A 19,419-nucleotide genomic window follows, 5' to 3' on the forward strand; every position below is an offset into this window, starting at 1 on the left:
CATCCCGAACACGGCCGTTAAGCTCTTCGGCGCCGATGGTAGTGGGGGGCTGTCCCCCTGTGAGAGTAGGTCACTGCCAGGCAAAAGATGAAGAGGCATTTTCCAGAAATGGAGGATGTCTCTTTTTGTTTATTATATGTAGTAAAATCAGGCTGGTTAAAATCACAAATAAATTCAGATGTGTTGCTATATTGATCTTCAATGTACTTTTCCAGTAAGCGTCAAATAAAGCACACCTGGCATCGGCACTTGAATCCTGCACTAATACATTCATTGACGTCCTTGAACAATGCCGAGTGTTGCAGATGGTGGATACCAGTAGAGTTTCTTTGGCTGATATATTTTATATTTGGCTGATATATTCTCAGATCGGCTGATATATGCTGGTGAGACGCATAAAATCGTTTCGAGTTCAACGCATTTTTGCTCAGCAGGGAAAATCATTGCCTGTCTGCCCATGCTCCCCGTTCAATTCCTGTTGATTTTCACGCTCTTTTACATATTTTTCATCAGCAGTGCAACATCTTTTCTCTTATCGTTAATGACAGATCTGCAATTTATGCTGCTTTGAAGAAACTGGTGATTTAACATGAGTATGGTGAAGCACCATTCCGTTCATCCTGAATTCATATAAGGGAAGTAAAATAATTCAAGTTCTGTTCTGTCAGATCATCAAGAATTTTTGTTATTCTAATAGAATAAGAGTTCTCCGGATGGGAGATGATCGATTGCTTCGATTATCAAAATATTTGAGGCCGTACATGTGGCCGGCAGTTCTGTCGATTGTTTTTGTGTTTCTGCAATCGATGGCCAATCTTTATCTGCCGACGCTTATGGCCGAGATTGTCGATACGGGAATTGTAAAAGGGAATATGCCGTATATTTTCAGGACGGGTTTATGGATGCTGCTCGTGACGCTGATTGCCGGAGTATTCACGATCATCGCCAATTATCTGTCCTCAAGAGTGGCAACAGGATTCGGCCGTGATGTACGCGACCGGATGTTTGAACACGTGGAAGAGTTTTCACTGAAAGAATTTGACCAGATCGGCACAAGTTCGCTGATTACGCGAACGACGAATGATGTTGCTCAGATTGAGCAGGTTTATATGATGATCCTGAAAATGATGACGATGGCACCGCTGATGTGTATCGGCGGCATCATCATGGCTGTGTCTAAGGATGCGCAGCTGTCGCTGGTTCTGGTCGTCTCACTGCCGGTGCTGATCATAGGGATTATCGTGCTGGCTTCAAAAGCCATTCCATTCTTTAAAGCGATTCAAAAAAAGATGGATCGCCTGAATCTGATTTTGCGTGAGGAACTGACGGGGATCCGTGTGATCCGTTCGTTCAACAGAACCCGTTTTGAGGTGAATCGATTTGACGACGCGAACAAGGACATCACACAGACATCGATCAGAATGAATCAGCTGATGGCTGCGGGAATACCGGTTATGATGCTGGTAATGAATCTGTCACAGGTTGCCATCGTCTGGTTCGGCGGTTTACGCATCAACAGTGGTGCGATACAGGTCGGCGATCTGATGGCATTTATTCAATATGCGATGATGATCATGTTCTCGATCCTGATGGGTGCGATGATGTTTATCATGATTCCGCGGGCAGAGGTATCGGCGGTCCGGGTGAACGAAGTTCTGGATTTGAGTCCGGATATTCATGAACCGCCTGTCCGGTCGATTCAGTCCGCACCAGATGACAACCACGGGATCCTGTTTAAGGATGTCACCTATACGTATCCGGGTGCTGAGAAACCGGCAATTGCGCATATTTCATTTGCTGCCGGTCCGGGGGAAACGATTGCGGTAATCGGCGGCACCGGGTCCGGTAAGTCGACACTTTTAAATTTGATCCCGAGATATTTTGATGCAGTCGACGGCGAGGTACGGGTTGACGGTGTTGATGTCCGGAATATGTCGCTGGAGGACCTGCGTGCCCGGATCAGCTATGTTCCTCAGAACGCGGTGCTCTTCTCAGGTACCGTCGCCGGGAACATTCGCGTCGGCAATGAGCAGGCAACGGATGAGGAAGTGCGGGAGGCGGCCCGGATTGCTCAGGCGGATGAGTTTATCGGCAAAATGAGCGAAGGGTACGCCGCACCGATTTCTCAGGGCGGAAAAAATATTTCCGGCGGGCAGAAGCAGCGGATCGCCATCGCACGTGCTCTGGTGAGACAGGCGCATATTTATTTGCTTGACGATAGTTTCTCCGCTCTGGACTACCGGACGGACGCATTGCTGCGGGCCGAATTGAAGAAATTCAATCGTGATGCAACCTGGATTATCGTCACGCAGCGTGTCAGTACGGTCCTTGATGCCGACCGGATTATTGTGCTGGACGACGGCCTGATCGCCGGGATCGGCACGCATGCCGAACTGATGACGACGTGTCCGGTTTACAAGGAAATCGTTGCCTCGCAGCTGCAAAAGGAGGAACTGGCATGAGCGAAGAACGGAAAGCCCGCGGTCGGCAGCGCGGATTCGGCGGTCACGGTCATGGGATGATGCGCATGCCGGTTCAGAAGCCGAAACACTTCAGGGCGTCGTTCAACCGGCTTCTGGCCTATTTGAAACCGCACACACTCATTCTCATTGCGGTTTTTGTGGCGGCTATTCTAAGTACGATCTTCAATATTATCGGGCCGAAGCTAATGGGTGACGCGACCACGAGAATTTTCCAGGGTGTGATGCAGAAGCTCAGGGGAGTACCTGGTGCGCATATTGATTTCGGCTATATCTGGAACATCATTGTGACACTGTTCATTCTCTATGTGGTCAGTGCATTGTTCACATATATCATGCAGTACCTGATGAGCGGTGTGTCGCAGAAAATGGTCTACAAGCTTAGGCGCCAGATCAATGAGAAGCTGTCCAGACTTCCGATCGGTTACTATGACGCCCATTCATATGGTGATGTACTCAGCAGAGCAGTCAACGACTCGGAGAATATTGCCAATACATTGCAGCAGAGCCTGACCGCGTCGATCACATCGATTGTCACACTTCTCGGTGTCATCGTGATGATGCTGACGATCAGTCCCTTATTGACAGTCGTCATTTTGCTGACGATCCCGCTGAGTTTCGTCGGCATTATCCTAATTACAAAACGGTCGCAGATTTATTTCAAGCAGCAGCAGGACAAGATCGGCCGGCTGAACGGACATGTTGAAGAAATGTTTACCGGCCACCAGGTGATTAAGGCGTTCGGCAGAGAGAAACAGACCGTCCGCAAATTCCGTGAGATCAACGGCAGCTTGTATCACTCTGCCTGGAAGGCCCAGTTTCTGTCCGGCATCATGATGCCGATGATGATGTTTGTCGGCAATATCGGGTATGTTCTGATTTCTGTTGCCGGCGGCATTCTGGTCTTGCAGCGGTCGATTCAGATCGGCGATGTTCAGGCGTTTATTCAGTACGCCCGGCAGTTCGGGCAGCCGCTCAATCAGATTGCCAATATATCGAATATCATCCAGTCGACGGTTGCATCGGCGGAGCGGATCTTTGAGGTTCTCGACGAACCGGAAGACACGCCGGACCGTGAAAATGCGATTGAACCGGCAAACCCAAGGGGAGCTGTCCGTTTTGAAGATGTCTCGTTCCGTTATCAAGCAGATCAGCCGCTGATCGAACATATGAGTATTGACGTACCGGCGGGAAGTGCCATTGCAATCGTCGGTCCGACCGGCGCCGGGAAGACTACACTGGTTAATCTGCTGATGCGTTTCTATGACTGCAGGAAAGGACGGATTACCGTCGACGGTCACGATATCAGAGATCTGAAACGGGAATATCTGCATCAATTGTTCGGTATGGTCCTTCAGGATACATGGTTGTTCAAAGGATCGATCAAAGAGAATATTGCCTATGGGCGTGAAGGGGCGGACATGGCCGAGATTGTCCGTGCTGCTGAGGCGGCGCATGCCGATCACTTTATCCGGACACTCCCGGACGGGTACGACACGGTCATCAATGAAGACGGCAGCAATGTCTCCCAGGGACAGAAACAGTTGCTGACGATTGCACGGGCGATCCTTGCCGATCCGGTGATTCTGATCCTTGATGAAGCGACCAGCAGTGTCGATACCCGTACGGAGGTGCATATTCAGCAGGCGATGCAGACGCTGATGAAGAATCGGACAAGTTTTGTAATTGCTCACCGTCTTTCGACAATTAAGCGTGCCGATCTGATTCTGGTGATGGAGCACGGCCGGGTGGTTGAACAGGGAACACACCGGTCCTTGCTTGAAACCGGCGGCGTCTATGCGGATCTTTACAACAGCCAGTTTGCCGGAGAAGCAAACAGAAACATCGAAACCGGCTGATGCTTCAGCAGGAATTAGCCGGATAAGGTTTACTTTTGAAAAAGGGGACAGTACACTTCTTAGAGTAAAGCTATGTAAGAAACGGGGAACAATCATGGTTAAGCGAATTATTTTTACCGGCGGCGGTTCGGCAGGTCATGTGACGCCGAACCTGGCACTGATCGACCGGCTGAAAGATCAGTGGGAGATCACTTATATCGGCTCTAAAAAAGGGATTGAAAAAGATCTTGTCCAGGCACACGGCATTACTTACCATGCCATCTCCAGCGGCAAGCTGCGTCGCTATTTTGACTTGAAAAATTTTAAAGACCCGTTTAAAGTGATGGCCGGCGTCATGCAGGCCTACTGGATGATCAGGAAGATCAAGCCGGATGTTATTTTCTCGAAGGGTGGTTTCGTTTCTGTGCCGGTCGTGATCGGCGGCTGGCTGAACCGGATTCCGGTATATATCCATGAATCGGATATCACCCCCGGACTGGCAAATAAAATTGCGGTAAAATTTGCAACCAAAATGTTTGTCACGTTCGAAGAAGCATCCGCCCATTTTCCGGCGGGCAAGGTGATCTATTCGGGCGCCCCGATCCGCGATGCACTTTTTCGGGGAAATAAAGAAAAAGGGTTGCAGTTTCTGGGGTTCCGGCCGGATAAGCCGGTGCTGCTGATTATGGGAGGCAGCCTGGGCGCCAGGAAAATTAATGAAGAAGTCCGGGCGTCACTTCCGGCGCTATTAAGCAGTTATCAGATTGTTCATTTGTGCGGCAAAGGAAATATCGCCCCGGAACTGGAAGGGAAAGAAGGATATGGCCAGTATGAATATATCGACAAGGAACTTCCTGATGTCATGGCCGCTGCGTCCCTCATTTTATCCCGTGCCGGCTCCAATGCGATTTTTGAATTCCTGGCATTGAAGAAACCGATGATCCTGATTCCGCTGCCGCTCCGCGCAAGCCGCGGAGATCAGATCCTTAACGCCGCTTCCTTTAAGAAAAAGGGTTTCTGTGAGGTTCTCGATAATGATTCACTGACTGCTGATGAACTTCAGAAGACGATTGCCGACGTCTACCGGAACCGATATGACTATATTGACCGTATGGCACAGGCCCGGAACGCGACTCAGGGAATCGGAACCATTTTGAAAACACTGACGCATGAGGCATGAAGCCGTGTTTCTTTGAGAAAAATCAGCTGACTTTTTTGTCAGCTGATTTTTTTGACATCTCATGGACATTTGAATTTCTGTTCGGGAGTGCCGTGATAATCCCCTTTATGGATAAAATCAGATTCATTGCCGGAGAACAGTCATCAAAAATTTCCGGCACCGGTCGCGCGTCCTGACCATAACCTATTCTGAGTCGGATGCAGCCGTTCAGACGGGTTTCCCTGCCCGGATGCATAGATTACGAGAAATCGGGTTATCCTGTCAGTGAAAGGGGAAGTGAGGACATGAAACGGGTGACAAGCAGACTTCCGGTCGACACGTGCCTGATCTGTGGCCGCACGGATGTACCTGGCATTCACATATTGAATCAATTAATCTGTGAATCCTGTCAGCAGAAAATGATTGCGACCGAGGTCACGGACTGGAAGTATCGGTACTATATAAACAGGCTTTCGCTTTTGAAGCCGGCCGCCGTCAAACAGGCGGCGAGGAATAAGTCGAACCGGCAATGGGAGAAGCATCATCAAGTCTGAAGCTTCTCTTTTTTCTTTGCCGCCATTTACCCGGTTTTCTGTCCGGTTTGAAAAGTCAGTTATGCTAAAATAGAATCATAAGCTCATAGAATGAAGGATAGACGGACAGAGGTTGGACAGGATGGATCAGAAACAGACTCCGGTATTCGACGGGTTGCTGGAGTACCATAATGCGCAGCAGTATTCATTTCATGTGCCCGGACATAAAGATGGTCTGATCTTTCCGGACAAAGCCGGTCAATGGTTTCGCAAGCTGTTAGCGATTGACGCGACCGAGGTGGCCGGCCTTGATGAACTCTATCATCCGGACGGAATTCTTCGGAGTGGGGAGGCGCTGCTCCGTGATTATTACGGCACGCTGGCCAGCTATTTTCTGGTCAACGGGTCAACTGCCGGCAATCTGACGATGGTCATGGCGGCATGCCGGCGGGGAGATACAGTCTTTGTTGCCCGCGACAGCCATAAATCCGTGTTCAACGCGGTGCAGCTGTCCGGTGCCTCTCCGGTTTTCCTTGCCCCGCAGGTAGATGAGGCATCCGGGCTGGCTTTCGGTGTCTCTGATGAGGCATGGGTGCAGGCCATTCACCGTTACCCGAAACCAAAGGCGCTGATTCTGACGTACCCGAATTACTACGGGATGGCGGCGGTCCATCTGCGCCGGCTCATTGATAGGGCACATGACTGCGGTGCTGCGGTGCTTGTCGACGAGGCTCATGGACCGCATTTCCGGCTAGGCACACCGGTTCCGCCCAGTTCGCTTGATCTTGGCGCCGATCTGGTTGTCCAGTCCGCACATAAAATGCTGCCGGCAATGACGATGGGTGCTTACCTGCATGTAAACAGCAGTCTTATTCCGAAACAAAAAGTTGCGGCCGTGCGCGAGATGCTGCAGACGTCGAGTCCATCCTATCCGATCATGGCGTCGCTCGATCTGGCCCGGTATTATCTGGCCAACACGGACAGACAGACGTTTCAGTGCTGGATCCGGCGGCGTGATCAGTTTGTTGACGCACTCGGCAGCATGAAAAATGCCGGTGTCCTGACTGCCGACCCGGACCGCTTTCTCATTGACCCGTTTAAGATCACACTGGAACTGAAGCCCGGACTGAACGGATTTGATGTTCAGAAAGCGCTGCTTCAATCCGGTGTCTATCCGGAAATGGCGGATCCGTGCCACATCCTTCTGACACTTGGATTAACGGACCGGATGAATCTTATCCCCGCTGCTGAAAAAATCAGAGAAGTGGTTGATTCAGTTTCAGCCCGGTCCGGATACAGGAGAAAGACGGCTGGTTCTTTTCCGCTTTGCAGTACACTTGCCGGGTCCATCGATGTGCTTGCCGGAAAACGGAAGGACCTCGTGACACTTGACCAGGCGGCCGGCGGGATTGCGGCCGAACCGGTCATCCCTTATCCGCCGGGCGTGCCGGTAATCCTTAAGGGAGAACGTGTTGCCGCCGGGCAGATCAACGCGGTCAGAACCTGGATGGATGCCGGAGCATCTTTTCAGAATGAAAACATCATGTCTGGTAAACTAACGATATATCGCTCAGGAGTTTAAGAAGATGGAGAATAACGGACTATTTATTACATTTGAAGGACCGGACGGATCCGGAAAGACGACACAGATCCGTAAACTGGCGGCGGAACTTGAAGCGCGGGGGATTCCTTTTCTCCTGACCCGGGAGCCGGGAGGCACACAGATCAGCGATAAGATTCGCGCGCTGATCCTCAATCCCGAAAACCTCAGGATGGGCGAAAAGACAGAGATCCTGCTTTACGCAGCTTCGAGGAGTCAGCATGTCGAAGAGAAGATTCGCCCGGCACTGGCGGAAGGGAAAATCGTCCTGTGCGATCGCTTTGTGGATGCGTCGGTTGCTTATCAGGGGTACGGACTGAACCAGCCGGTCGATAAGATCCGCGCGATCAGCCGATTTGCGACCGGAGGGCTGACGCCGGACCGGACCTACCTGATTGATGTCCCCCCAGAAACAGGCCGGCAGCGTATGAGACACCGGACGGGGCCGGAAGCCGGGGTGACCCGTGATGCCGGTGATCTTGACCGGATAGAGCAGCGCGCACTGGCCTATCACGCGAGAGTCCGTGAAGGTTTCTTCGCTTTATGCAAAGAGAATCAACAGCGTATCCTGCTGGTGGATGGTCAAACCAGTCCGGATACGGTTTTCAGGATCATCAGAACGGATTTCCTGCATCTGCTGAAGGGGAAAGAGCGCAGACAAACTGAGAGGTGAGACCCTTGAAATTAGTCTTGGCAGTAGTTCAGGATCAGGATCGTAACAGCTTACAGGACGCCCTTGTTGAAGGCGGGTTTCATACAACCAAACTGGCGAGTACCGGCGGCTTTCTGAGGGCCGGAAATACAACCTTTATGATCGGTACAGAGGATGATAAAGTGGATGACCTGCTGCAGCTGATCGGCCATCATTGTCACAGCCGGACTCAGGTGATGGCTCCGTTGTCATCGCTGGACGGCAATGCGGACGGGTACCTCATGCACCCGGTGGATGTGGAAGTCGGCGGCGCCACGGTTTTTGTGCTTGATGTCGATCAGTTCAGACACTTTTGATCGTTAGGTCTGCGGAAGGACGGAACTCATGGCCATTAAAATCAGCCGGGAATCCGGAATCAGAGAAACACCCGTAAAACATGGGCAAACAGCAGCGAATCCCCCGATGTCATTTGAACGGACGCTTGCCGAACGCAGGGAAGCCGCAGATGCCGATGTGCTGCGGGCATTGCTCGGCAAAGTGGATGATCAGGCCGAGCGCATTGCGGCAATCCGGACAATACATGAAGTACAGGCATATAAAAAATGTGTGCAGGCGTTCCTTGAAGAAGCGGTTCGCTCCGGGCTCAAGACGGAGCAGTCGCGGTCGTGGCAGCGGGGCGGTGCGCGGCAGACACTGGTACGCACCATCAATCAGAAACTGATTCAGCTGACGAACGATCTGCTGGACAGAAACAGAAACGAACTCGACTTACTGCAGCGACTGGATGAAATCAGGGGGCTGCTGATCAACTTATCTATCTGACACGTCTGTATCGGGAACGTCTCCGGGCGTCGTGTCTGCAGCTGGTGAATGAATATATGGACTGGAAAAAATTAAAAGAACAGCAGCCGGTGACTTCCAGAGTTCTGCGGCACGCACTGGACAGGCAGCAGCTGGCCCATGCTTACTTGCTGGAAGGACCGAACGGGACCGGAAAATCAGGTACTGCGCTGCTTCTGGCGCAGACTTTATTCTGCGAGGCGCCCGTCGACGGCGAGCCGTGCGGGGATTGCCGCAATTGCCGGCGGATTATTTCCGGGAACCATCCGGATGTCATCCGGGTCATTCCGGAAGAAGGTGCGGCATCAATCAAGAAGGAACAGGTTGCCTATCTGATGAAGGAATTCGCCTATCACGGAACGGAATCGGCACGAAAAATTTTTATTATCGAAAGTGCGGAAAAGATGACGGTTCAGGCGGAGAACAGTCTTCTGAAGTTCATTGAAGAGCCCTATCCGGGGACACTGGCGCTGCTGACGACGGATCATATTCATCAGCTGCTGGATACGATTGTCTCCCGGTGCCAGATTCTGTCCTTCGTGCCCCTCTCTGATCAGGTGGTTGAGACAGAACTGGAGACTGCCGGGCGGCCGCACAATCTGGCAAGGACAGCAGCCGAGCTGACACATGACCGAGATGAAGCAGAGGACTTGTGCGCGGATCCATGGTTTGCGGGAGCCCGTTCCATAGTGTTACAATTAGTCAAGAAACTGGGCGACTCTGCTCATGCGGTCTTGCCCTTTGTCTATGAACAAATTGCGCCTGTTTGTGACAGCACGCCGAGGGTAGCTATGGCCCTGGATCTGATGCTGTTCTGGTATAGAGATTTGCTATCACTTCAGTTAGGCCGTTCCGATGCACTGATTTATGACGATCAGACCGAGATGCTGAAGAGCCAGATGCTCCGTTATTCGCCGGACCAGCTTGTTCAGGCGATGGGTTTCATTCTTGAAGGCCGGAGGCAGCTTGACGCGCATGTCAACGGGCTGAGCGTTCTGGAACGGCTGACTGTCAGACTGGGAGGGATCCACTGAAACATGAAATATAATATCGTCGGCATTCGTTTTAAGAGGGCGGGCAAGGTCTATTATTTTGATCCGGGACAGCTGGCCGTTCCAAGAGATGCCCGCGTCATTGTGGAAACGACCCGAGGTGTCGAATGCGGCACGGTTGTTATCGGCCAGAAGACCGTTGATGAAGAAGATGTCGTGCTTCCACTGAAAAAGGTGATCCGGATCGCCACGGATTCCGATGCACTGCAAGTCCGCAAGAATAAGAAGGATGCGGAACAGGCGATGGATATCTGTCTGCAGAAAATATACAACCACCATCTTGAAATGAAACTGGTGGATGTTGAATATACATTTGACCGCAATAAAATTATTTTCTATTTCACTGCCGACGGTCGCGTGGATTTTCGGGAGCTGGTCAAGGATCTTGCTGCCGTGTTCAAAACCCGCATCGAACTTCGGCAGATCGGCGTCCGTGATGAAGCAAAAATGCTCGGCGGCATCGGGCCGTGCGGACGCATGCTGTGCTGCTCGACTTTTCTGGGCGACTTTGAGCCCGTTTCAATAAAAATGGCGAAGGATCAGAACCTGTCGCTGAATCCGGCAAAAATTTCCGGGGTGTGCGGCCGGCTGATGTGCTGCCTGAAATATGAAAATGATCAATATGAGTCGGCAAAAAAGGCACTTCCGGATCTGGGGGAAACCATCCATGTCCATTACGGCCAGGGCAAGGTTGTCGGACTGAATATTCTGGAGCAGCTCGTTCAGGTTGAGCTGAAGGACCCCAACAGAGTGGTTGATTTCACATTGGATGAGCTGGTTGAAGAAGGGGCTATTTCTCCTACTGAATAAGAGGTGCATGAACTTGGAGGAAAAGGAATTTTTCTCACAGGTCAGTCATTTGGAAGAACAGCTGGGTCAGATCTATGTGGATTTCGGGAATATGAAGGCGCACCTGGCCGATCTGATGGAAGAGAATCACAATCTTCAGCTTGAGAACAGGCATCTTAGAGAACGTATCGAAAAAACGAAACAGCGGCAGAAGAAAAATGCCGGTAAATCATCGGCGGATGCGGCGGATACGTCTTCTTTTCAGGCTGGGGAGGGATACGATAACCTTGCCAGACTGTATCAAGAAGGCTTTCATATCTGCAATCTGCACTATGGCAGTGTGCGTAAAGACGGCGATTGTCTGTTCTGCCTGGCTTTCCTGAATAAAAAGTGACGGAAAGCGCTGCACTTTCCAGCTTATTATCGCGCTGAACGGTCCTCCTCTCCGGAGGGCTTTTATTTAAATAGGCCTGCCGCTTTCCACGGGCGATCCGTTCCAACAATGGAAAGGAAAAACTTACATCATTTTTAAAGAACAGACTGAGCAAGTCTTTGATGAAGAAGTTCAGCAACAGCAGAGCGGTGGTTTACAATGACAAACAGTAAAGCGCATGAACGGATCGACTATCTATTTGATTCAGGGTTGAAGATTGTCCAGTCGGATGCCCTATTTCCTTTTTCACTCGATTCGGTTCTGCTCGCCCGCTTTGCCTATGTTCCGGTACAACATGGCCGTCTGGTCGACCTGTGCACGGGAAACGGAGTGATTCCCTTTCTGCTGTCTCAGCGTACCAGAGGCCGGATCACCGGTATTGAAGTTCAGCCGGAAGTCTGCCGGCTGGCAAAGCGGGGTGCCGTATTGAATCAACTTGACGGACGGGTCGACTTTATCTGCGATGCGGCGCAGAAGCTGCCGGGTATCATCGGGGCCCATGGCTGTGATGTCGTCACATGCAATCCGCCGTATTTTACCCGTGAAGCAGCGCGGGATCTGAAAATCAACCGGCATCTGGCGATCGCCCGCCACGAACTGCTGATTACATTGGATGAAGTGGTCGGAACGGCAGCCGGACTGCTCCGGCAGAGCGGGAAATTCGCGATGGTTCACCGTCCGGAGCGCCTGAATGAGATCATGGCGGTCATGACCCGAAAAGGTATTGAACCGAAAAGGGTGCAGTTTGTTCATTCGCGAATCGATAAACCGGCCAATATGGTGCTGATTGAAGGGACAAGCGGCGGCCACCCAGGGCTGCGCGTTCTGCCGCCGGTTGCGGTTTACGGGGCGGACGGAAAGTACACAAAGGATGTGTGGCCGTCGTGAGCGAATCGTACAGTGTGTATATTCTGGAGTGTGCGGACGGCAGTCTGTATACGGGTTATGCAGCGGACGTTCAGCAGCGGTTCGCCCGTCACTGCAGCGGCCGGGGGGCCAAATACACCCGCAGTCACAAACCATTGCGGATTGTTTATGAAGAAGCACTTCCCGATAAATCGTCTGCGCTGCAGCGGGAGGCAGCGATCAAGCGCCTGACGCATCAAAAAAAAACAGAACTGATCCAAAGGAGCGGCACTCATGTGGGAACAACGAAGCTTTCAGGGAGATCATCACGGAAAGGGCACACTTTATCTCGTACCGACCCCGATCGGCAACCTGGATGACATTACTTTCCGGGCCCTGGATGTATTGAAACATACGGATATCCTGGCTGCGGAGGACACCCGTCATACGATGAAGCTGTGCACCCATTTCTCGATCCATGTGCCGATGTACAGCTATCATGAGCACAATAAAAAGACGAGCGGGAAGAAACTGATTGCCGAGCTTGAGTCCGGGAAAAATGTGGCGCTCGTGACCGATGCCGGAACGCCGGGTATTTCCGACCCGGGGGCCGACCTTGCTGCCGCCTGTGCAGCCAGACAGATTCCCGTAGTCCCTCTGCCCGGAGCCAACGCAGCGCTGACGAGCCTTATTGCTTCTGGCCTGCCGACCGACCATTTCCTGTTCTACGGGTTCCTTCCGCGAACGAATAAGGAACGCAGCCGGGCACTTAAGGAACTGAGCACACTGACCTGCACGCTGATCTTTTATGAGTCCCCGTATCGTGTCGAAGGGACACTTAAGGATCTGAAGGCGGCGTTCGGGAACCGGCGCGTCTCGGTGTCCCGGGAACTGACCAAACAGTTCGAGACCTTTGTCAGGGGAACGATGGACGAACTGATTGCTGCCATGGGCGGTCCGCAGAAGGGCGAGTTTTGTCTGATCGTTGACGGTGCGCCGGAGGGATCTGCAGCGCAGGCCGATTTGTGGTGGCTGGCTCTGGACATTCCGGCGCATGTCGCTTACTATATGGCGAATCAGGGGATGAGTGTCAAAGAAGCGATCAAACAGACGGCGGAAGACCGCCGGCTCCCGAAACGTGACGTTTACCGTGCGTATCATCATCTTGAAAAGCCTTGAAAGACGGGCATTCATAAAGAATCCAGGCAATTGTTGACATTCCCCGGGGCGAACCGTATAGTTTTTTTTAGATGCCGACAGATACGGAATGTATTTCATAAGGAGGCTGCTCAGGCAATATGTCAGAAAAAAGAAAAACATTTTATCTAACAACCCCGATTTATTACCCAAGCGGGCGATTACATATTGGTCACGCCTACACAACTGTGGCGGGCGATGCGATGTGCCGTTACAAACGGCTGCGCGGCTATGACGTCATGTTCCTGACCGGAACGGACGAGCACGGCCAGAAGATTGAAGAAAAGGCCGATGCAAAAGGTGTGCCGCCGATCGTCTATTGTGACGAAATGGTGGCACAGATCAAGCAGCTCTGGAAGAAACTTGATATCTCCTATGATGATTTTATCCGCACGACTCAGGAACGGCATACGAAGGTCGTTCAAAAGGCGTTTAAACAGCTGGAAGACCAGGGCGATATCTACCTTGGCGAGTATGAAGGCTGGTACAGCATCTCGGACGAAACGTATTACACAGAGTCCCAGCTTGTCGACATCGAAAAGAATGCCAAGGGCGAAGTGATCGGCGGGAAAAGCCCGGACAGCGGCCACAAGGTTGAGAAGATCAAAGAAGAATGCTACTTCTTTAAGATGAGCAAATACGCGGACCGGCTGTTGAAGTACTATGAGGATCATCCGGATTTCATTCAGCCGGAATCCCGAAAGAATGAAATGATCAATAACTTCATCAAACCGGGCCTGGAAGATCTGGCCGTTTCACGGACCTCTTATTCCTGGGGGATCAAGGTCCCGAACAATCCAAAACACGTTGTTTATGTCTGGTTGGATGCGCTGCTGAACTATATCACGGTTCTGGGTTACGGCAGTGATGATGATTCAAAATTTAAGAAATTCTGGCCGGCAGACGTTCATCTTGTCGGTAAGGAAATTGTCCGTTTCCATACGATTTACTGGCCGATCATCCTGATGGCACTCGGTCTGCCGCTGCCGAAGAAAGTCTTCGGCCACGGCTGGCTGCTGATGAAAGACGGCAAGATGTCCAAGTCGAAGGGTAATGTAGTCGATCCGGAACCGCTGATCGATCGGTATGGTCTTGACGCCCTGCGTTATTACCTGCTGCGTGAAGTACCGTTTGGCTCGGACGGATTATGGACACCTGAGGCGTTTGTGGAGCGGATTAATTTTGATCTGGCCAATGATCTGGGGAACTTGCTGAACCGCACGGTGGCCATGGTCAGCCAGTACAGAGAGGGCAGGGTACCGGCTTACACAGGTGTCGTATTGCCTCAGGATCAGGTTCTTGAAGATACTCTGAGCGAAGCTGTATCCACCGTCGAAGCGCAGATGGAAAATCTGCAGTTTTCAGTTGCCTTGTCTGCAATCTGGAAGGCGATCGGACAGGCCAATAAGTATATTGATGAGACGCAGCCGTGGGTGCTTGCTAAAGATAATCGTAAGAAAACTGAACTCGATTCGGTACTCGCTCACCTGATCGATACGATTCGCTGCGTGTCCATTATGCTTCAGCCGTTCCTGACGTCCACGCCGGCGGAAATGTTCCGTCAGCTCGGAGTCACTGATCTGGCTGATCAGGCCTGGGATACGCTGGAGAATCCCAAGGTGAACACGGGTGAATGGGTTGTCCGGAAGGCTGAACCGATTTTCCCGCGTCTGGATATTGATCAGGAAGTAGCCTACATCAAATCACAGATGCGCAGCGCGACCGGAACCAAGCCGAACGGTAATCAGGAGAAGAAATCAAAATCGAAAGCACTGGCGGAAATTAATCTGGATGATTTTCAGAAAGTCGATCTCCGTGTTGCCGAAGTCATCGAGGTTGAGAAAGTGAAAAATGCCGATAAACTGTTGAAGCTGCAACTGGATCTCGGTTATGAAAAACGACAGATCGTCTCCGGGCTTGCCGATTATTATAAACCTGAGGAGCTGGTTGGTCAGAAGATTATCGTCATTGCCAATCTGAAGCCGGCAAAACTGCGCGGTGAAATTTCTCAGGGAATGCTGCTGGCCGGCGAAGCAAACGGTAAGGTCAAGGTGGCCACCGTGGCCGGATCGCTTCCGAATGGTGCAAAAATTCGCTGAGTGGCATGCTTATACATTCCCGGCCGGGACCGACCGGGGGCCTGCGGGGCGGCACGTGTCTTGAAAAAAGCGTGTCGTCCCGCTCTTTTTCTGAAAGGGGCATGGTTTGATGCTGTTTGACACGCATACACATATCAATGATGAAGCGTTCAACAAAGACTTTGACGATGTGCTTCACCGCGCCGATGAGGCCGGTGTGCGTCAGATGGTGGTGATCGGTGTGGACCGTTCGTCGATGGAGCGGGTCTTTCCGATCATCGACCACCATGCAGCCATCTACGGGGCGATCGGCTGGAATCCCGAGGATGCCGTTGACATGACCGAAGCGGATTTCAGCTGGATTAAGGTGCATCTGAAACATAAGAAAATCGTTGCGCTGGGTGAGATCGGCCTCGACTACCACTGGGATAAATCACCGAAACCGGTACAGCACAGTGTGTTCCGCCGACAGATCCGGCTGGCCAGAGCAGCCGGGCTGCCGCTGATTATCCACAATCGCGAAGCAACGGCGGATACCGAACGTATCCTCAGGGAAGAGCACGCTGAGACGGTCGGCGGTGTGATGCACTGCTATAGTGACAACCTGGACTGGGCAAAGAAATTTATCCAGCTTAATTTCTTCATCAGTTTCGGAGGTACCCTGACCTTTAAAAATGCGCAGCTGCAGCGGGATACGGCGGCTGAGATCCCGCTGGACCGACTGCTGATCGAGACCGATTGTCCGTATCTGACACCTGCGCCGTTCCGGGGCAAGCGGAATGAACCGGCAAGGGTGCGTCTCGTTGCTGAAAAGCTGGCGGAAATTAAGGGGCTTTCACTGGAAAACCTGGCGGCTGTGACAACAGCTAATGCCCGCCGCTGTTTTCATCTTGATACGGATGCAGACCGAGATTCAGAACAGAATAAATAAGGAGCGTTTTCATGATTGTTAAAGAAATCATTGTCGTCGAGGGGAAGAGCGATACGCTGGCGATTCACCATGCGCTTGACGCCGACACGATTGAGACAAACGGTTCCCGGGTCAGCCGGAAAACCATTGCAGCCATTCGCCATGCTCAGGAGAAACGCGGAGTGATTGTTCTGACGGATCCGGATTATCCGGGGGAACGGATCCGAAAGATCATCAGTCGGGAGGTTCCCGGCTGCAAACACGCGTTCATTACGCGTAAACAGGGACGTGGAAGCACCGGCCAGAGCCTTGGCATTGAGCATGCTTCACCTGAAGCGATTCGCGAGGCGCTGTCCAGAGTCTACACCCAGTTTGAGGCACCTGAGGAACAAATCTCGCTGCAGGAACTCAGAGCGTATGGTCTTCTCGGCGGACCGGAATCACGGCAACTGCGCCAGCGCCTTGGCGATAAGCTCAAGATTGGTTACAGTAATGGAAAGCAGCTCTATAAACGGCTGAAAATGTTTCAGATCACGCCTGAGGAACTTAAGACAGCGCTCAGTCTGATCAGGAAAGGAGAATCCGCCGGTGACTAAGAGAATTTCCTCGCCGGGCGTCATTCACCAGGTGATCCGCCGGCACCGGTTTACGTTGAAAAAAAGTCTTGGGCAGAACTTTCTGGCCGATGAAAACATTTTGAAAAACATCGTTCAAGCTGCCAACCTGACCAGGGACAGTTATGTCGTTGAAATCGGTCCGGGAGCCGGGTCGCTGACCCAATATCTGGCGGAAGCTGCCGGAAAGGTTGTGGCAGTTGAAATTGACGGCCGGCTAAAGGCAATCCTTGAAGAAACGCTCCAGAACTATGATAATGTCGTTGTTCGTTTCGGCGATGTCCTGAAGATGGACCTGCCGAAAATGATTGCCGAGGAATTCCCTGCAGACGCAGCAGTCACCGTTGTGGCCAACCTGCCTTATTATGTGACGACGCCGATCTTATTAAAACTCCTGACCGATCACCTGCCGCTTCGTTCCATCGTGGTCATGGTTCAGAAAGAAGTGGCCGATCGTCTGGAGGCGTCGCCCGGGCAGAAAAGCTACGGATCACTGTCGATTGCCGTCCAGTATCTTGCCGACCCGTCCATTGTGATGACCGTTCCGAGAACGGTGTTTATCCCGCAGCCTAATGTCGACTCTGCGGTAATCCGGCTGGATATCCGGCCCGAGAAGCGCGTAGCCGTTACAGATGAGCCATTTTTCTTCCAAATCATCCGGGCTAGTTTTGCGCATCGGCGAAAGACGTTGATGAACAACCTGATGCATCAATTATTTCCAAAGGAGCAGAAAGAGGCGGTTCTGGATGTTCTGGAGCAGGCGGGGATCGATCCGGGGCGCCGCGGCGAGACACTGACCATTGATGAATTTGCCAGGCTCAGTGAAAATCTGAAGCCGCTGACTGCGGCGGATCATTAGCAGCGGAAGTTCTTGCTGCTGTTTTTTTTTGCCTGTTTCGGACAGCTGGACGTTCTTCCGGACATATCCCTGCTGTGGATCACATAAGATGACCAGAGCAGTCCGGATTTTTACGAGCGTCACCGCGGAAAGGGGGGATTCGGTAATGTCTGTTCAGGTAGGAGACCTGGTTGCACGCACTTCCTATCAGTGTGATCTTCCCTTTCGGGTCATGAAAATTGATTTGGAAAAAAAGACGGCCGAACTGACGGGTCATGATCTGCGGCTGCAGGCAGATGCCCCTCTTGACGATCTGGTTCCTGTTACTGAAGATGAACGTGAAAAATATGAGAAGGAGATCAAATCAAAGGATGCGGCCTCCTACAAGCTCTTTCGCCAAGATTACCGTGAGATGAAGATGAAACGTGAATATACGGCAACCAGCGGCTATCGTTCGGGTACCTCCTATTTTGAGATGCCCGGCCGGGTGCTCCATGTTGACGGGGATCCCTATTACCTGAAAAAATGTTTATCCGTCTATGAGAAGCTGAGAATACCGGTGATCGGTAAATTCATGCCGGAGGAAGAAATGCCTGAAAAGGTGCCGAAGCTTGCCGGGCAGATTCGTCCGGATATCCTTGTGCTGACCGGTCATGATGCCTTCTTAAAAAACAAGGGAACACCGGAAGAAATCAAGTCATACCGGCATTCCGGGCATTTTGTAAGGACTGTGAAAGAGGTGCGGTTCCTTTGGCCGAGCCTGGATCAGCTGGTGATTTTCGCCGGTGCCTGCCAGTCTAATTTTGAACTTCTGATTCGGGCCGGATCGAATTTTGCCAGCTCTCCGGATCGTGTGAACATTCATGCTTTGGATCCGGTTTATCTGGCAGCTAAGGTCAGCCTGACCCCATTCATGGAGAGTGTGAACGTCTGGGAAGTGCTGCGCAATACATTAACCGGCGCGGGCGGACTGGGTGGCGTGGAAAGCCGGGGAATGCTGCGGACCGGAATGCCATATCCCTCGGAATAACCTGCGATTTACTGGAAACGAATGGCCCAGTGCTCTCAAAATGCCTGCGCATGACGGTTTACTTTTAGGACATAATAAAATTGGGCAGCAAATCGGAGCGAATTTCTCAGCAAAATCGTTGACATGAGTCATAATTTCCTGATATAATTCAATCTATTTGCTTAAATCGTATAATTATGTTACAATTAAAATTAAGCGAGGTGGATTGTCGAGATGGGAAAAACCATTGAAGATATCAAGGGCGTCCTGAAAGACCGCGTCGGCAGCCGTTTGACACTGAAAGCAAATGGTGGCAGACGTAAAACGATTCAACGCATTGGTGTTTTGGAGGGAACCTATCCGTCGGTATTCATCGTCAAGCTTGATAAAGATTCAAGCGCCTATGACCGTGTTTCCTACAGCTATACGGATGTATTGACGGATTCGGTAGAACTCACTTTTATGGAAGAGATGGCCAGCGGACAATAATTCCGGCCGTTTCTCGGATCAAGGCAATTTAACGTCTGAGCGGATACGCGCATGTTCTTGTT

Annotated in this window: 20 protein-coding genes and 1 rRNA gene; all 21 read left to right on the forward strand. The window is 51.6% G+C overall.

Going from position 1 to position 19,419, the window contains the following annotated elements; all coding sequences use genetic code 11:
* Positions 1-82 (forward strand): 5S ribosomal RNA (rrf, locus tag D889_RS15975); the annotation flags it as partial.
* A 646-nt stretch (positions 83-728) separates the two neighbouring features.
* A complete protein-coding gene (locus tag D889_RS0111675; RefSeq protein WP_026039129.1) occupies positions 729-2,462 on the forward strand; it encodes an ABC transporter ATP-binding protein in 1,734 nt (577 codons plus the stop codon).
* Complete coding sequence (locus D889_RS0111680; protein WP_010632698.1) at positions 2,459-4,339, forward strand: ABC transporter ATP-binding protein; 1,881 nt, start codon at positions 2,459-2,461, stop codon at positions 4,337-4,339. Before D889_RS0111675 ends, D889_RS0111680 begins: the two co-directional genes overlap by 4 nt.
* A 94-nt stretch (positions 4,340-4,433) precedes the next feature.
* Entirely contained in the window at positions 4,434-5,498 is a 1,065-nt protein-coding gene (locus D889_RS0111685) for an undecaprenyldiphospho-muramoylpentapeptide beta-N-acetylglucosaminyltransferase (protein ID WP_010632697.1), read from the forward strand.
* A gap of 284 nt (positions 5,499-5,782) precedes the next feature.
* Positions 5,783-6,031: a sigma factor G inhibitor Gin gene (locus tag D889_RS0111695; RefSeq protein ID WP_010632696.1), complete on the forward strand. Its 249-nt coding sequence runs from the start codon at positions 5,783-5,785 to the stop codon at positions 6,029-6,031.
* Positions 6,032-6,152: 121 nt separating this feature from the next.
* Positions 6,153-7,592 carry an aminotransferase class I/II-fold pyridoxal phosphate-dependent enzyme gene (locus tag D889_RS0111700; protein WP_010632695.1) on the forward strand — a complete coding sequence of 480 codons (1,440 nt, stop codon included), beginning with the start codon at positions 6,153-6,155 and terminating at the stop codon, positions 7,590-7,592.
* A gap of 4 nt (positions 7,593-7,596) precedes the next feature.
* Positions 7,597-8,283, forward strand: a complete 687-nt coding sequence (gene tmk, locus D889_RS0111705; protein ID WP_010632694.1) for a dTMP kinase — start codon at positions 7,597-7,599, stop codon at positions 8,281-8,283.
* A 5-nt stretch (positions 8,284-8,288) separates the two neighbouring features.
* On the forward strand, positions 8,289-8,618 hold the full coding sequence (locus D889_RS0111710) for a cyclic-di-AMP receptor (protein WP_010632693.1): 330 nt from the start codon (positions 8,289-8,291) through the stop codon (positions 8,616-8,618).
* A 28-nt stretch (positions 8,619-8,646) separates the two neighbouring features.
* A complete protein-coding gene (locus tag D889_RS0111715; protein ID WP_010632692.1) occupies positions 8,647-9,084 on the forward strand; it encodes a YaaR family protein in 438 nt (145 codons plus the stop codon).
* Positions 9,085-9,140: 56 nt separating this feature from the next.
* Positions 9,141-10,136 carry a DNA polymerase III subunit delta' gene (holB, locus tag D889_RS0111720; protein WP_010632691.1) on the forward strand — a complete coding sequence of 332 codons (996 nt, stop codon included), beginning with the start codon at positions 9,141-9,143 and terminating at the stop codon, positions 10,134-10,136.
* 3 nt (positions 10,137-10,139) lie between these two features.
* Complete coding sequence (locus D889_RS0111725) at positions 10,140-10,964, forward strand: PSP1 domain-containing protein (RefSeq protein WP_010632690.1); 825 nt, start codon at positions 10,140-10,142, stop codon at positions 10,962-10,964.
* A 13-nt stretch (positions 10,965-10,977) separates the two neighbouring features.
* Positions 10,978-11,337: a DNA replication initiation control protein YabA gene (gene yabA, locus D889_RS0111730; RefSeq protein ID WP_010632689.1), complete on the forward strand. Its 360-nt coding sequence runs from the start codon at positions 10,978-10,980 to the stop codon at positions 11,335-11,337.
* A gap of 198 nt (positions 11,338-11,535) precedes the next feature.
* Complete coding sequence (locus D889_RS0111735; protein WP_010632688.1) at positions 11,536-12,264, forward strand: tRNA1(Val) (adenine(37)-N6)-methyltransferase; 729 nt, start codon at positions 11,536-11,538, stop codon at positions 12,262-12,264.
* Positions 12,265-12,278: 14 nt separating this feature from the next.
* Entirely contained in the window at positions 12,279-12,602 is a 324-nt protein-coding gene (locus D889_RS15440; RefSeq protein ID WP_345938776.1) for a GIY-YIG nuclease family protein, read from the forward strand.
* Positions 12,517-13,401: a 16S rRNA (cytidine(1402)-2'-O)-methyltransferase gene (rsmI, locus tag D889_RS0111740; RefSeq protein WP_010632686.1), complete on the forward strand. Its 885-nt coding sequence runs from the start codon at positions 12,517-12,519 to the stop codon at positions 13,399-13,401. The genes D889_RS15440 and rsmI overlap by 86 nt, the downstream gene beginning before the upstream one ends.
* 119 nt (positions 13,402-13,520) lie before the next feature.
* A complete protein-coding gene (gene metG / locus D889_RS0111745) occupies positions 13,521-15,518 on the forward strand; it encodes a methionine--tRNA ligase (RefSeq protein ID WP_010632685.1) in 1,998 nt (665 codons plus the stop codon).
* A gap of 109 nt (positions 15,519-15,627) precedes the next feature.
* Positions 15,628-16,428 (forward strand): TatD family hydrolase, encoded by an 801-nt coding sequence (locus D889_RS0111750; protein WP_010632684.1) that lies wholly within the window; start codon positions 15,628-15,630, stop codon positions 16,426-16,428.
* A gap of 11 nt (positions 16,429-16,439) precedes the next feature.
* Positions 16,440-17,003: a ribonuclease M5 gene (gene rnmV, locus D889_RS0111755; protein WP_010632683.1), complete on the forward strand. Its 564-nt coding sequence runs from the start codon at positions 16,440-16,442 to the stop codon at positions 17,001-17,003.
* Entirely contained in the window at positions 16,996-17,880 is an 885-nt protein-coding gene (rsmA, locus tag D889_RS0111760) for a 16S rRNA (adenine(1518)-N(6)/adenine(1519)-N(6))-dimethyltransferase RsmA (RefSeq protein ID WP_010632682.1), read from the forward strand. Before rnmV ends, rsmA begins: the two co-directional genes overlap by 8 nt.
* A 145-nt stretch (positions 17,881-18,025) precedes the next feature.
* Positions 18,026-18,889 carry a sporulation peptidase YabG gene (yabG, locus tag D889_RS0111765; protein WP_010632681.1) on the forward strand — a complete coding sequence of 288 codons (864 nt, stop codon included), beginning with the start codon at positions 18,026-18,028 and terminating at the stop codon, positions 18,887-18,889.
* A gap of 213 nt (positions 18,890-19,102) precedes the next feature.
* Positions 19,103-19,357: a Veg family protein gene (locus D889_RS0111770; RefSeq protein WP_010632680.1), complete on the forward strand. Its 255-nt coding sequence runs from the start codon at positions 19,103-19,105 to the stop codon at positions 19,355-19,357.
* Positions 19,358-19,419: the final 62 nt, after the last annotated feature.

The sequence above is a fragment of the Sporolactobacillus vineae DSM 21990 = SL153 genome (assembly GCF_000377985.1).
In the GTDB taxonomy this organism is placed as follows: domain Bacteria; phylum Bacillota; class Bacilli; order Bacillales; family Sporolactobacillaceae; genus Sporolactobacillus; species Sporolactobacillus vineae.